Origin of the sequence: Pararhizobium sp., assembly GCF_035497515.1 — a bacterium.
Taxonomy (GTDB): domain Bacteria; phylum Pseudomonadota; class Alphaproteobacteria; order Rhizobiales; family Rhizobiaceae; genus Pararhizobium.
Map to the genome: position 1 here is coordinate 1 of NZ_DATJDJ010000076.1, position 13,338 is coordinate 13,338.

A 13,338-nucleotide genomic window follows, 5' to 3' on the forward strand; every position below is an offset into this window, starting at 1 on the left:
GTCATTCCGATCACCCAGAAGCCGGTAAAGGACAAGCTACCGGCCGCTTACGAACGCGCTGCCCGCACCGTGGTCGAACGGCGATTTGTCGAGTTTTCGCAGGTTCGCAAGACCTACGCCACGCCCAAGGGGCCGCTCACGGTCGTCGATGGCTTCGATCTCAAGATCAACAAGGGCGAATTCATCTCGGTCATCGGCCATTCCGGCTGCGGCAAGTCGACCGTCCTGTCGATGGCGGCCGGCCTGAACTCGATCTCCGGCGGGGGTATCATCCTCGACGGCAAGGAAATCTCCGGCGCCGGACCCGACCGGGCCGTCGTGTTCCAGTCCCCCTCGCTGATGCCCTGGCTGACGGCGCGTGAAAACGTCGCTCTCGGCGTCGATCGTGTCTATCCGACCGCTTCTCCGGCGGAACGCAAGGACATTGTCGAATATTATCTGGAGAAGGTTGGCCTGGGTGATTCCATGCACCGCGTCGCCGCCGACCTGTCGAACGGGATGAAGCAGCGCGTCGGCATCGCGCGCGCCTTTGCCCTGTCTCCCAAGCTTCTTCTGCTCGACGAACCCTTCGGCATGCTCGACAGCCTGACACGCTGGGAACTGCAGGAAGTCCTGATGGACGTCTGGGCCCGCACCAAGGTGACGGCCATCTGCGTGACCCATGACGTTGACGAAGCGATCCTGCTCGCCGACCGCGTGGTGATGATGTCGAACGGCCCCAATGCCCGCATCGGCAACATCATGGACGTGCATCTGCCGCGCCCGCGCAGCCGCAAGGCCCTGCTCGCCCATCGCGACTACTACGCCTACCGCGAAGAACTCATCGATTTCCTCGAAGCCTATGAAGGCGGCGCCAATCCTTCGCCCGAACGCCTCGAAACCATCCGGCAGAAGCGCGCCGCCCGTCTCGAAGAGACTGGCAGCGCCCTTCCCAGAACAGCTGCGGAGTAACCGACATGACCCAAAAACTCGTCGTCATCGGCAATGGCATGGCGCCCGGGCGCATGCTGGAGCATCTGCTTGAGAAAGCGCCCGGGCAGTATAGCGTCACGATCTTCAACGCCGAGCCGCGCGTCAACTACGACCGCATCATGCTCTCCCCGGTGCTGTCGGGTGAAAAGAGCTATGAGGAAATCGTCATCCATGGCGACGGCTGGTATATCAAGCACGGCATCACGCTCTATAAAGGCCACAGGATCGTCGCCATCGACCGGGCGGCGAAGACCGTCACCTCCGACCACGGCGTCACCGAAAGCTACGACAAGCTGGTGATCGCCACCGGCTCCGTGCCCTTCATCATTCCGGTGCCCGGCAAGGATCTGCCCGGCGTCATCACCTACCGCGATCTCGACGACGTGCAAGCCATGCTGCTGGCGGCCCAGTCGCGCGAAAAGGCCATCGTCATCGGCGGTGGCCTGCTTGGGCTGGAAGCGGCAGCGGGTCTTGCCTCGCGCGGCATGGACGTGACCGTGCTTCACGTCATGCCGACACTGATGGAACGCCAGCTTGATCCGGCGGCAGGCTATCTCTTGCAGAAAGCCGTCGAGGAACGCGGCATCAAGGTCATCTGCAAGGCCAACACCAAGGCGATCATCGGCAATGGCAAGGTCGAGGGTATCGAACTCGACAATGGCACGATCATCCCGGCGACGCTCGTTGTCATGGCAGTCGGCATCCGGCCGAATGCCAACATCGCCAGGGAAGCCGGCCTTGCCGTCAATCGCGGCATCGTCGTCGATGCCGGCATGCAGACCTCGGATGGCGATATCCTGGCGCTCGGCGAATGTGCCGAGGTCGATGGCATGGTCTATGGCCTCGTCGCGCCTCTTTACGAAATGGCCCGCATCGCCGCCTCGCACCTTGCAGGCGACCGCTCGCCAGCCTTTGCCCATTCCGACACGCCGACCAAGCTCAAGGTCACCGGCATCAACCTCTTCTCCCTCGGCGACTTTGCCGACGGCGACGACCGTGAGGAAATCGTGCTGCGCGACGCCACCGCCGGCGTCTACAAGCGGCTGGTGCTGAAGGACAACCGCATTATCGGCACCGTGCTTTACGGCGAAACCTCCGATGGCGCCTGGTTCAACGACCTGAAGAAGAAAGCCACCGATATTTCCGAGATGCGCGAAACGCTCATCTTCGGACAGGCCTACCAGGGAGGGTCGCCGCTGGACCCTATGGCGGCCGTTGCAGCCTTGCCGGATGATGCGGAAATCTGCGGCTGCAACGGCGTCTGCAAGGGCACGATCACCTCGACGATTACCTCCAAGGGCCTGACCTCGCTGGACGATGTCCGTGCCCACACCAAGGCTTCCGCCTCCTGCGGCTCCTGCACCGGCCTGGTCGAGCAATTGATGACCATCACGCTCGGCGACGCCTACAATCCGGCCGCTGTCCAGCCGATGTGCAAGTGCACCGATCTGGGCCATGACGATGTCCGCCGCCTGATCAAGGCCAAGGGGCTGAAAACCATTCCGGCGGTCATGCAGGAGCTGGAATGGAAGACCTCCTGCGGCTGCGCCAAGTGCCGCCCGGCACTCAACTATTATCTCGTCTGCGACTGGCCGGATGAATATGCCGACGACTACCAGTCCCGCTTCATCAACGAACGCGTCCACGCCAATATCCAGAAGGACGGCACCTATTCGGTCGTTCCGCGCATGTGGGGCGGCGTCACCAATGCGGGCGAACTCAGGGCGATCGCCGATGTCGTCGACAAGTTCGAAATCCCGCTGGTCAAGGTCACCGGGGGCCAGCGCATCGACCTGCTCGGCATCGAGAAGGACGACCTGCCGGCCGTCTGGGCCGATCTCGGCAAGGCCGGCTTCATCTCCGGCCAGGCCTATGCCAAGGGCCTGCGCACGGTAAAAACCTGTGTCGGTTCCGACTGGTGCCGTTTCGGCACGCAGGATTCCACCGGGCTCGGCATCCGCATCGAGAAATTCATGTGGGGTTCGTGGACACCGGCCAAATTGAAGCTGGCGGTCTCCGGCTGTCCGCGCAATTGCGCCGAGGCAACCTGCAAGGACATCGGCGTCATCTGCGTCGACAGTGGCTTCGAAATCCACTTCGCCGGCGCCGCCGGTCTCGACATCAAGGGCACGGAAGTGCTCGGCCTGGTCAAGACCGAGGACGAGGCGCTGCAGCATATCGTGGCGCTGACCCAGATGTACCGCGAACAGGGCCGTTATCTCGAGCGCATTTACAAATGGGCAAAGCGCGTTGGTCTCGACGAGATCCGCCGCCAGATCATCGGCGATGCCGGGAAGCGCCAGGCCTATTACGACCGTTTCGTCTTTTCCCAGACATTCGCACAGGTCGATCCCTGGTCGGAGCGCGTCTCCGGCAAGGACAAGCATGAATTCCGGCCGATGGCGACGGTCGGTTATCCGGAGGCTGCGGAGTGATGACGATGGACATGAACTGGATCGCAATCGGCGACATTTCCGACATCCCGCTGCGCGGCGCGCGTTGCGTCAAGACCCCGCAAGGCAAGATCGCCATATTTCGCACCGGAGAAAACGAGGTCTTCGCCATCGAGGATCACTGCCCCCACAAGGGTGGCCCGCTCAGCCAGGGCATCGTCCACGGCACGGCGGTCACCTGCCCGCTGCATAACTGGGTCATCTCGCTCGAAACCGGCAAGGCACTCGGCGCGGATCAGGGCGAGGTCCGCACGATCCGGGTGCGCAATGACAACGGCACGCTCTCCATCGCATTGGAAAGCCTGATGATGGCGGCGGAGTAGGCGCATGACGGAGCTCGTGGTGATACCCCACTCTGTCAGCTTCGCCGCCATCTCCTCCACAAGGGGGGAGATCATTCCTTTCCCTCGCCAGATCAAAGGTGAGGGACGCGGGATTTTGGCGGTCAATCTCCCCCCTTGTGGGAGGGATGTCCCGGAGGGACACAGGGGGGTAGCGCGCGCCGCCCTCGAAATGCAGATTGGGGACGCGGCCCATGTCCACTGAAACCAGGACCACCTGCCCCTATTGCGGCGTCGGCTGCGGCGTCATCGCCAAAATCGATGACAACGGCACAGTCAGCGTCAAGGGTGATCCCGATCACCCCGCCAATTTCGGACGGCTCTGTTCCAAGGGCTCGGCGCTCGCCGAAACCATCGATCTCGACGGACGCATCCTCGCCCCTCAGATCGACGGACAGAGAGCCGGCTGGGACGAGGCACTCGATCTCGTGGCCTCCCGCTTTTCTGAAACCATCGCCGAGCACGGCCCGGATTCGGTCGCCTTCTACGTTTCCGGCCAGTTACTGACAGAAGATTATTACGTCGCCAACAAGCTGATGAAGGGTTTTATCGGCTCGGCCAATATCGACACCAATTCGCGGCTCTGCATGTCCTCGTCCGTCGCCGGCCATCGCCGCGCCTTCGGGGCGGATACGGTTCCCGGCACCTACCAGGATATCGAGCTTGCCGACCTCGTTATCCTCACCGGCTCCAATCTCGCCTGGTGCCACCCGGTCATCTACCAGCGTCTTGCTGCAGCAAAGGCCGCCCGGCCGTCCATGAAGATCGTCGTCATCGATCCGCGCCGGACAATGACCGCCGATATCGCCGACCTGCATCTGGCGATCCGTCCGGATGGCGACGTGGCGCTGTTCATGGGCCTGCTCGCCCATCTCGCCGGCACCGCCGCGATCGACCAGAACTATATTGGCCGCCACACCAGCGGTTTTGCCGAAGCTTTCGCGGCCGCCTCATCCCGGAGCATCACCGACATTATGGAACTCACCGGCCTGCCGTCGATGCAGTTGCGGCAGTTCTACCGGCTGTTCGAGGAAACCGAAAAGGTGGTCACCTGCTACAGCCAGGGCGTCAATCAGTCCGCGTCGGGCACCGACAAGGTCAGTGCCATCATCAACTGCCATCTGGCAACGGGACGCATTGGCCGCCCCGGCATGGGACCGTTCTCCCTGACCGGCCAGCCGAATGCGATGGGCGGACGCGAAGTCGGCGGTCTCTCCAACATGCTCGCTGCCCATATGGCGATCGAAAACCCGGTGGATTGCGACCGCGTCCAGCGTTTCTGGGCGTCACCCACCATTGCCCGCAAGCCGGGCCTCAAGGCCGTCGACATGTTCCGCGCGGTCGCCGACGGGCGCATCAAGGCCCTGTGGATCATGGCGACCAACCCCGTCGTTTCGATGCCGGATGCCGACGCCGTCGCAGCCGCAATCGCCGCCTGCCCCTTCGTCGTGGTTTCGGATGTCCTGCAGAAGACCGATACGACACGATATGCCCATGTGCTTCTCCCCTCCCTCGGTTGGGGCGAAAAGGACGGCACCGTCACCAATTCCGAGCGCCGCGTTTCGCGCCAGCGCAATTTTCTCGCCGTGCCCGGTGAAGCGAAGGCAGACTGGTGGCAGATGGCCGAAGTCGGACGCCGCATGGGTTTTTCCGATGCGTTTTCCTTTCCATCCGTGGCAAATATCTTCGCTGAACATGCCGCACTCTCCGCCTTCGAAAACGGCGGCAGCCGAGATTTCGATATCGGCGCCCATGCGCGGATCGCGCCCGCCACCTATGATGCGCTGACGCCGTTCCAGTGGCCGCAACCGCAACATGAGGCGCCGCGGGTCACCCGATTCTTCGGCGAAGGTGGCTTCTACCACACCGACGGCAAGGCCCGTTTCATCGCGGTCAGCGCACCGGTTTCCGACCGCACCAATCCCGATTTCCCGTTCACGCTCAATACGGGCCGCATCCGCGACCAGTGGCACACGATGACGCGCACCGGAAAGAGCGCACGGCTTTCCGCTCATATCGCCGAGCCCTTCGCCGAGATCCATCCGCGCGATGCGATGGAAATGGGTGTCGCCAGCGCCGCACTCGTCGAGATCGAAAGCCCCTATGGCAAGGCCGTGGTGCGCGCGCTTGTCACCGACCGGCAGGCGCGCGGCAGCCTGTTCGTGCCGATGCACTGGAACGACCAGTTTGCCGCCAAGGCGCGGATCGACGTCGTCGTCGCCCCACTCACCGACCCCGTCTCCGGCCAGCCCGCCTCGAAGAACGTCGCGGTCGCCGCACGTCGCTTTCCGGTTTCGCATTACGGCTTCGCCGTCTCCGCCGCCAAGCCCGAACACCCGGGCAGCGCCTATTGGGCAATGGCGAGAGCGGAAGGCGGCTGGCGGCTGGAGCTTGCCTTCGACACTGCGCCGCAGGACTGGACCATCTGGTGTCGAGCTCGGTTCGATATCCCCGACCATATCGAGCCGCTCGGTTATGCCGACGCGCAGTCCGGCGATCTGCGCCTTGCCTTCTTCGACGGCGACCGCCTGCTGGCCGCCCTCTTCATCGCCCGCCAGCCCGTCGCCGTCGCCCGCAATTGGGCTATTGAACAACTCACCGCGTCGCATTCGGAAATGGCCAAGCGTTTCGCGGTCGTTGCCGGTCGTCCCGGCGCCGGCCACACGGATCCCGGCGCCACCGTCTGCTCCTGCCTCAGTGTCGGCGTCAACCAGATCATCGCGGCCGTTCGGGGCGGCTGTCGCAGCGTCGAGGCAATCGGCAAGGAAACCAATGCCGGAACCAATTGCGGCTCCTGCCGCGCGGAAATCAGGGGGATCATCGATGGATGTCTTGCAGCTGCTGCCGAGTGACCGCAATGCCGCGCCCGCCCGCATGGCGCCTCTCGCCAAGCTTCCGGTCTTCTGGGCGCTCGAAGGAAAGCGCGTCATCGTCTCGGGCGGATCGGACGCCGCAGCCTGGAAGGCGGAATTGCTGGCCGCCTGCGGCGCTCACGTCCATGTCTACGCAGATGAATTGAGCGAGAGTTTCGCCGGTCTCATCGCCCGCGACAGCGGATCAGGCGAAGGTCGGCTCATTCATCACGACGCATCCTGGTCGCCAAAGGTCTTCGACGGTGCCGCGATCGCTGTTGCGGACTGCGCGGATGATCAAGCCGCAGCCACCTTCCATGAAGCCGCCTGCAAGGCCGGCGTTCCTGTCAATATCATCGACAAGCCAAAATACTGCCAGTTCCAGTTCGGCTCGATCGTCAATCGTTCACCCGTCGTCGTCGCCATCTCCACCGACGGCGCTGCCCCAATCCTGGCCCAGGCGATCCGCCGCCGCATCGAAACGCTGCTGCCACCCTCGCTGACATCATGGGCATCGCTGGCACATGCCATCCGCGACAAGGTCAATGCCCGGATCAGCCCCGGCGCACCACGCCGCGCCTTCTGGGAAAAATTCGTCGATCGCGCCTTCGGGCCTGCCCCAGAAGCCGGTACCGAAGACAATCTCCTCTCCGCCGCCGGTCGCATTGAAACATCGGCCAAGGTTTCCACCGGCCGCGTGACACTCGTCGGCGCCGGGCCGGGCGATGCGGAGCTTTTGACGCTCAAGGCGGTCCGTGCCCTGCAGGCTGCCGACGTCATCCTGTTCGACGATCTCGTCTCCGACGAAGTGCTGGAGCTTGCCCGCCGAGAAGCCAAGCGGATGCTGGTTGGGAAGCGCGGCGGCCGTACCAGCTGCAAGCAGGAAAACATCAACGCCATGATGGTTTCGCTTGCCAAGGCCGGCAAGCGCGTCGTCCGACTGAAATCGGGCGATCCGATGATTTTCGGCCGCGCCGGCGAGGAAATCGCCTGCCTGGAAAAGGCAGGCATTCCTGTTGATATCGTGCCCGGCATCACCTCGGCCAGCGCCATGGCCGCACGGCTGGGCGTTTCGCTGACCCACCGCGACCATGCGCAGGCCGTCCGTTTCGTCACTGGTCATTCGCGCTCCGGACACCTGCCAACCAATCTCGACTGGCAGAGCCTGGCCGAAGCGGCGACCACGACGATCTTCTACATGGGCGGCCGGACCGCCGGCCAGATCCAGACCCGGCTGCAGACTGCGGGCATGGACGGACAGACGCCCACTGTCGTCGTCAGCGCAATCACCCGCGCCAACGAATCGCGCTGGGTCGGGACACTCGACAGCCTTGCCGATGCTGTGGAATGCATCGGCGTCGACAATCCCGTGCTGATCGGTGTCGGCACCGTCTTCTCCGAAGCCCGCCAGAGCGCCGAGACCTCGCTGGACACTTTCCCCTTTATCGAACGGCGTGCCGTATGATGCAGACCCAAATCCTCGCCATGCTTTTCCTCAGCCTCGCCATCGCCTGCAGCTGGAGCCGGTTCCGGACGATCTTCTCGCAAGCGACCGATAATACGATCCTCATGTCATCGGCCACGACGCTTGCCAGCACTGTCTGCCTTTCCGCCTCAGCCCTGGCTTTTGTCGCCAATGACATGCTCACCGGCATCGTGACTATCGCGCTCGGGCTGGCATTCGCAGTGCTTCTCGGCCGCAGTCAGGCGGGCGCTTCGGTCCGCATGGCAATGGCAAGCTGCAGTCTGCTCGCCTACGTCGTTTTAAGCGCGACGCACTGAGCCGCTAGAAGGCTTAGCGGAACAACCTGTCCATCCGCACGTTTGCACGGATGCTTGAACAGGGAATCGTGGAATGCGAATGGCCATGCGTGCTGTCTTCGTGGTGATTGTGGGATCCATTCTCAGTATCCTCGCGATCAAATATGCCGAGAACGATCTCAATGCGGAGGTTCCCATACTCGATCCCGCGGCGGTCACCCAGCCAACATGATCCAGAGCCGCCGCCTGCCAAACAAATATTGCTTCGTTGGAAAATTGCCACATTCGAAAGCCACCCGTATCGCCTCCGAATCCCCGTGAAGCGCCGAAGGGCACATTTTTCGGAGGATGGAGCTGACAGCCAGCTCCCTCGATGCGTGGGATAGAAGTATTTTATGATAGGATGGGGAATAGCATATGAAGCAATGGCGAAACGAACCAATGCTTCCACACCATGTGGAGCTGTGCCAGCGGGTGTTCGAGACCGCGAAGAAGGCCCGCAAGATTTCCGCCGACAGTGATGCCAACAACCCGGTGGCAGCTCTGGTGCTGACGCTCTACCGTCACGGCGTGTGGGACGAGGCGGAATTGCTTAAGCGCACGCTGAAAGCACTGGACGAAAAATCCTGATCCTCGCCAACCGCGCAGGTCTAATTCGCGACGAGCCGAAGGCCGATCTTCGCATTCGGTCCCGCCAGGAAGAGCTTGGTGTCGTCCACCTTCCAGGACAGCCCGCGCTTCAGCACTTCGAAGAACTTGCCTTCCTGGTCCATGACTGCGGGTACGCAGATCTTGCGCGTCGCGCCAGGCGGCGAAAAGCTGATCTCGTCGCCGGAAAGCCCGAACGTTCCCGTATAACTGTTGCAGCCGGCAAAACCGGCATAGGTGCCGTCGTCGTTGATCTCCAGCGTCGTCTGCAGGAAATCGATGACGCCGCCGCCGCCGATATCCTCGACCAGCCACCGGCCAACCAGCGCTGGCGGCACCGAACCGGCCGCCACCATCGATACCGAGGCCGGATCGATCAGCACGCAGCCGCAGCCGAGGAACAGCGCAAATTTCAGCACGAAGACATCCTTTCCGGCGAATGCCCCTGTGATCAATGACCCTTGTGATCACCGCTTTTGATTCGCACCCTGCGACCCTATCGCCTCCCCCTTGTTCGAAGCCACCCTTGTTGACATCCGCTTTCACCTATAGAGCCTAGCTCAAGAGAAGAAGAACAACGGGATTTGGCCATGACCTCCGGCGCCAACGATAAACGCCGCTTGACGATCCTCGGCTCGACGGGCTCGATCGGCACCAACACGCTCGACGTGGTCAGGCAGCTTGGCGGGCGCGACCGGTTCGAGATCGCCGCCCTGACCGGCAACGGCAATATCGATCTTCTGGCCGAACAGGCAAAATCCTTCGGCGCGGAACTCGCCGTGACGGCGGATGAAGGCCAGTATGAAATCCTGAAGGCGGCCCTCGCCGGCACCGGTATCGAGATCGCCGCCGGCCGCAATGGTCTGATCGAGGCGGCCGAACGCAATGCCGGCTGGGTCATGGCAGCCATTGTCGGCACCGCCGGCCTTGCCCCCACGCTCGCCGCAGCCCGTCGCGGCGCCGATATCGCGCTCGCCAACAAGGAATGCCTCGTCTCCGCCGGCGACCTTTTCATCAGCGCGGTCGCCGAAGGCGGCGGCAAGCTGCTGCCGGTCGACAGCGAACACAATGCCATCTACCAGGTGCTGGAAGAACATCAGCGCCATGCCGTCGAACGCATCATCCTGACCGCATCCGGCGGCCCGTTCCGCACGTCGACGCTGGCGGAGATGCGCGATGTCACCGCCGCGACCGCCCGTGCCCATCCCAACTGGTCGATGGGACTGAAGATCTCCATCGACAGCGCCTCGATGTTCAACAAGGCGCTGGAAATGATCGAGGCGAAGCACCTGTTCCGCATGCGCCCGGACCAGATCGAGGTCATCGTCCACCCGCAGTCGATCATCCATTCCATGGTCGGCTACAGTGACGGCTCGGTGCTGGCGCAACTGGGTTGTCCGGATATGCGCACGGCGATCGGCTATGCCCTTTCACACCCTGCCCGGCCACAGCTCGACGTGCAGCGGCTGGATTTCGCCAAGCTGTCGCGGCTGGATTTCGAGGCTCCGGACGAGGAGCGTTTTCCCGCCTTGCGGCTGGCGCGGCTGGCGATGGAACGCGGCGGCGCCCAGGGTGCCATCCTCAACGGCGCCAAGGAAGTGGCGCTCGAAGCCTTCATCGGCGGCCATGTCGGCTTCCTGCAGATGGCCGAAATCACCGAAGCGGTGATGGATGCACTCTCCCACATGCCCGCAGCAACGACGATGGACGATGTCTTTCTCGCCGACGAGGAAGCCCGGCGGATCGCCCGGCAACGCGTCGAGCAGACCGCGGCCGCGGCCTGAAGTTATCCTTCGTAGACGGCCCGCATGATGCGATCGGGAAATTGCCCCATGCAGCCCTCGACGGCATTGTTGGTCATATTCAGCACCGTCAATTCGTGGGCGGGATCGATGAACCAGTTGTGGCCGTAAACGCCGCCCCAGCGGACGGTGCCCGCCGATTGCGGGCTCATCGCCTCCCACGGTTCCAGCACGACGGCGCCGAAATAGCCGAAACCGCAGCCGGGATCCGAGCGCAGGTCGCCGATCCGGTTGCTCATGCCCATCGCAGCCGTTTCCGCCGCCATCAGGCCCTTGCCGCCCTGCCGCAGGGTTTCGAGAAAGGTCATGATATCATCCGCCGTTCCGGCCATGCCGGCGCCGGCGGACTGGTATGCCTTCGGATTGAAGATTCGCGACGGCGAGAAACCGACCGACCACTCCGCGTCGCCATTGGGAAAATAGGGATCAGGCATGCGGATCGCCACGGGATTGCCGTCGGCATAGGGCGTCGCCAGCCGCTCGATATCGGTCACATGAAAGCGCGTATCGGCCATACCGAGCGGCGCGGCGATATGTTCGACCACGGCGTCTTCGAGGCTTGTTCCGCTGACGGCGGCAATCACCGCGCCGAGGATATCGGTGGCGATCGAGTAGTTCCACTGCGCGCCAGGCGTGAAGGCCAATGGCAGGTGGTTCAAGCGGTTGAAATTGTCCTCGAAATCGAGATTTGTGTTCGACAGGCCGCAATTGACGGCGAGGTCCGCCGGCAGATGTTCGAGCGCTGGATCGTAAGTCAGTCCCGACGTATGTGTAAGCAGATGATGGATCGTGATTTCGGCTACTTCACCATCGGGCGTCTTCGGCTGGAACCAGGGCAGATATCCCGAGACACGATCCGACAGGCTCATCAGCCCTCGGTCGATCATCGCCAGGGCCGTCGCCGCAACGATCGGCTTGGTAACCGATGCCAGGCGAAAGATCGTGTCGAAAGCAACCGGCTTTCCGGCTTCGCGATCGGCAAAGCCCGCCGCGCGGCGAAAGATCGGCTGACCATGCTGGAAAGCGAGAACCACGGTTCCGGTAATCCGGCCGGACTGCAGAGCCTCGTCGATGACCGCGTTCAGCCTGTGTTGGATAGTCATGGCCGGGCTCCAAAGCAGGTTTCAAAACAAAATGCGGACCATCTCTCGACGATCCGCATTTCGATTTCAAGCCCGTTTGGGAGCACAGATCAGGCGACGGCCCTTGCGAGTGCGCAGCGCGACCAGAGCTGATGCAGCGCGCCGACCAGATGGTCGATATCGGCATCCGAATGCAGTGGCGTCGGTGTGATGCGCAGGCGCTCGGTCTTCTTCGGCACCGTCGGATAGTTGATCGGCTGGACATAGACGCCACAATTGTCGAGCAGCAGGTCCGAGATCCACTTGCACTTGGAGGCATCGCCGACGATCACCGGCACGATATGGCTCGGATTGTTCAGGTGCGGAATGCCGTTCTTGTCGAGAAGGTTGCGCAGGCGGCGAACCCGTTCCTGATGGGCGAAGCGTTCGACCTGGCTTTCCTTCAGATGCCGGATCGAGGCAACAGCACCGGCAGCCAGCGCCGGCGGCAGGGCAGTCGTGAAGATAAAGCCGGAAGCGAAGGAGCGGATGAAATCACACAGCGCCGTCGACGCGGCGATATAGCCGCCCATGACGCCGAAGGCCTTGCCAAGCGTACCTTCGATCACCGTCAGTCGGTGCATCAGGCCTTCGCGTTCGGCAATGCCACCACCGCGCGGGCCGTACATGCCGACGGCATGGACCTCATCAAGATAGGTCATCGCGCCGTACTGGTCGGCGAGATCGCAGATTTCCTTGATCGGCGCGATATCGCCGTCCATCGAATAGACGGATTCGAACGCGATCAGCTTCGGCGCACGCGGATCGGCGGCCTTCAGCTTGGCTTCGAGATCGGCAACGGAATTGTGCTTGAAGATCACCCGCTCGCACTTGGAATGGCGGATGCCTTCGATCATCGATGCGTGGTTGCCGGCGTCTGAAAAGACGATCACACCGGGAATCTTCGAACAGAGCGTTCCGAGTGCTGCCCAGTTGGACACATAGCCGGATGTAAACAGCAGAGCCGATTCCTTGCCGTGCAGGTCGGCGAGTTCGCACTCGAGAAGAACGTGGTAATGGTTGGTGCCAGAAATATTCCGGGTGCCTCCCGCACCCGCGCCACACTGGTCGATGGCGAGTTTCATCGCCTCGGTGACCTTGGGATGCTGGCCCATGCCGAGATAGTCGTTGGAACACCAGACGGTAACGTCCTGCTTTTCGCCGGCCGCATTATAACGGGTCGCCTTGGGGAATTGCCCGCGCTGGCGCTCCAGATCGGCGAACACGCGATAGCGGCCTTCCTGGTGCAGACCGTCCAGCTCGCCTTTGAAGAAACTTTCGAAATCCATCATCGTCTCCAGAACCTTGCCGTCTTTTTGATCCAAAGACCGGCTGCGTCAACCTCTGCGAGGGTGATCGCGGCCACGTGCGGCAAAAGGCCCCTAATT

The 13,338-nt window shown here is 62.6% G+C and carries 12 protein-coding genes; 9 read left to right on the forward strand and 3 right to left on the reverse strand.

All coding sequences use genetic code 11. The features are described 5' to 3' along the window. The 8 genes from VL202_RS08515 to VL202_RS08550 all read left to right on the forward strand — a co-directional run. Positions 1-951 (forward strand): ABC transporter ATP-binding protein (locus VL202_RS08515; RefSeq protein WP_325463697.1); only part of this gene is annotated, 951 nt, incomplete at its 5' end. A gap of 5 nt (positions 952-956) precedes the next feature. Continuing rightward, entirely contained in the window at positions 957-3,407 is a 2,451-nt protein-coding gene (nirB, locus tag VL202_RS08520; protein WP_325463698.1) for a nitrite reductase large subunit NirB, read from the forward strand. A 5-nt stretch (positions 3,408-3,412) separates the two neighbouring features. Then, a complete protein-coding gene (gene nirD, locus VL202_RS08525; protein ID WP_325463726.1) occupies positions 3,413-3,748 on the forward strand; it encodes a nitrite reductase small subunit NirD in 336 nt (111 codons plus the stop codon). A 212-nt stretch (positions 3,749-3,960) separates the two neighbouring features. Then, complete coding sequence (locus VL202_RS08530) at positions 3,961-6,618, forward strand: molybdopterin-dependent oxidoreductase (RefSeq protein ID WP_325463699.1); 2,658 nt, start codon at positions 3,961-3,963, stop codon at positions 6,616-6,618. Next, positions 6,590-8,083, forward strand: a complete 1,494-nt coding sequence (cysG, locus tag VL202_RS08535) for a siroheme synthase CysG (RefSeq protein ID WP_325463700.1) — start codon at positions 6,590-6,592, stop codon at positions 8,081-8,083. Before VL202_RS08530 ends, cysG begins: the two co-directional genes overlap by 29 nt. Next, on the forward strand, positions 8,080-8,400 hold the full coding sequence (locus VL202_RS08540; RefSeq protein WP_325463701.1) for a hypothetical protein: 321 nt from the start codon (positions 8,080-8,082) through the stop codon (positions 8,398-8,400). The genes cysG and VL202_RS08540 overlap by 4 nt, the downstream gene beginning before the upstream one ends. Positions 8,401-8,479: 79 nt before the next feature. Next, positions 8,480-8,611: a hypothetical protein gene (locus VL202_RS08545; RefSeq protein ID WP_325463702.1), complete on the forward strand. Its 132-nt coding sequence runs from the start codon at positions 8,480-8,482 to the stop codon at positions 8,609-8,611. Positions 8,612-8,796: 185 nt separating this feature from the next. Next, positions 8,797-9,009 (forward strand): hypothetical protein, encoded by a 213-nt coding sequence (locus VL202_RS08550; protein WP_325463703.1) that lies wholly within the window; start codon positions 8,797-8,799, stop codon positions 9,007-9,009. 20 nt (positions 9,010-9,029) lie between these two features. Here VL202_RS08550 and VL202_RS08555 read toward each other — a convergent pair whose 3' ends face one another. Further along, a complete protein-coding gene (locus tag VL202_RS08555) occupies positions 9,030-9,446 on the reverse strand; it encodes an META domain-containing protein (RefSeq protein WP_325463704.1) in 417 nt (138 codons plus the stop codon). Positions 9,447-9,617: 171 nt separating this feature from the next. Here VL202_RS08555 and dxr point away from each other — a divergent pair, with 171 nt between their 5' ends. After that, positions 9,618-10,811 (forward strand): 1-deoxy-D-xylulose-5-phosphate reductoisomerase, encoded by a 1,194-nt coding sequence (gene dxr / locus VL202_RS08560; protein ID WP_325463705.1) that lies wholly within the window; start codon positions 9,618-9,620, stop codon positions 10,809-10,811. A 2-nt stretch (positions 10,812-10,813) separates the two neighbouring features. On the opposite strand, the gene VL202_RS08565 is transcribed toward dxr, so the two are convergent. Beyond that, positions 10,814-11,932, reverse strand: coding sequence for a serine hydrolase domain-containing protein (locus tag VL202_RS08565; RefSeq protein WP_325463706.1), 1,119 nt, complete (start codon positions 11,930-11,932; stop codon positions 10,814-10,816). Between the two features lie 89 nt (positions 11,933-12,021). Further along, positions 12,022-13,239: a 5-aminolevulinate synthase gene (gene hemA / locus VL202_RS08570; RefSeq protein ID WP_325463707.1), complete on the reverse strand. Its 1,218-nt coding sequence runs from the start codon at positions 13,237-13,239 to the stop codon at positions 12,022-12,024. Positions 13,240-13,338 lie beyond the last annotated feature (99 nt).

Coding starts and splice junctions, on each gene's coding strand:
- nirB (WP_325463698.1), top strand. CDS start 957: ATGACCCAAAAACTCGTCGTCATCGGCAATGGCATGGCGCCCGGGCGC.
- nirD (WP_325463726.1), top strand. CDS start 3,413: ATGGACATGAACTGGATCGCAATCGGCGACATTTCCGACATCCCGCTG.
- VL202_RS08530 (WP_325463699.1), top strand. CDS start 3,961: ATGTCCACTGAAACCAGGACCACCTGCCCCTATTGCGGCGTCGGCTGC.
- cysG (WP_325463700.1), top strand. CDS start 6,590: ATGGATGTCTTGCAGCTGCTGCCGAGTGACCGCAATGCCGCGCCCGCC.
- VL202_RS08540 (WP_325463701.1), top strand. CDS start 8,080: ATGATGCAGACCCAAATCCTCGCCATGCTTTTCCTCAGCCTCGCCATC.
- VL202_RS08545 (WP_325463702.1), top strand. CDS start 8,480: ATGGCCATGCGTGCTGTCTTCGTGGTGATTGTGGGATCCATTCTCAGT.
- VL202_RS08550 (WP_325463703.1), top strand. CDS start 8,797: ATGAAGCAATGGCGAAACGAACCAATGCTTCCACACCATGTGGAGCTG.
- dxr (WP_325463705.1), top strand. CDS start 9,618: ATGACCTCCGGCGCCAACGATAAACGCCGCTTGACGATCCTCGGCTCG.
- VL202_RS08565 (WP_325463706.1), bottom strand. CDS start 11,932: ATGACTATCCAACACAGGCTGAACGCGGTCATCGACGAGGCTCTGCAG.
- hemA (WP_325463707.1), bottom strand. CDS start 13,239: ATGGATTTCGAAAGTTTCTTCAAAGGCGAGCTGGACGGTCTGCACCAG.